The 277-nt window shown below is 32.5% G+C and carries 1 protein-coding gene; it reads right to left on the bottom strand.

Annotated elements, in window-relative coordinates:
- Nucleotides 1-113: 113 nt before the first annotated feature.
- Nucleotides 114-277: anion permease (locus ACSBRB_RS10675; protein WP_435032732.1), on the bottom strand; the 164-nt coding region annotated here is incomplete at its 5' end.

Below are 277 nucleotides of genomic sequence, written 5' to 3'. Positions count from 1 at the left end.
ATTTAAAGGATAAACGTATTTTAAAAAGGGAGTCTTGATTTAGCAAAGGTTGATTTTAAATACAAATTAAAAAGCGCCCAAATCAATGAGATTCGAGCACTAATTTAAATATTTTAAAATATACCAATTACTTTCATCCAAAGTGATCCTAAACTAATCCAGATAATAAAGTAGACGAAACCTAAGATCAAGTTCATTGTCCACCAACGTTTTTGAGTCACGTAACCTGAAGAGAATAGAATCGGCGCTGGACCACTACTATAGTGTGTTGTTGAAG

This window comes from Staphylococcus auricularis, from assembly GCF_051172115.1.
Classification (GTDB): Bacteria; Bacillota; Bacilli; order Staphylococcales; family Staphylococcaceae; genus Staphylococcus; species Staphylococcus auricularis_A.
This window is presented reverse-complemented; position numbering and strand designations above follow the sequence as displayed.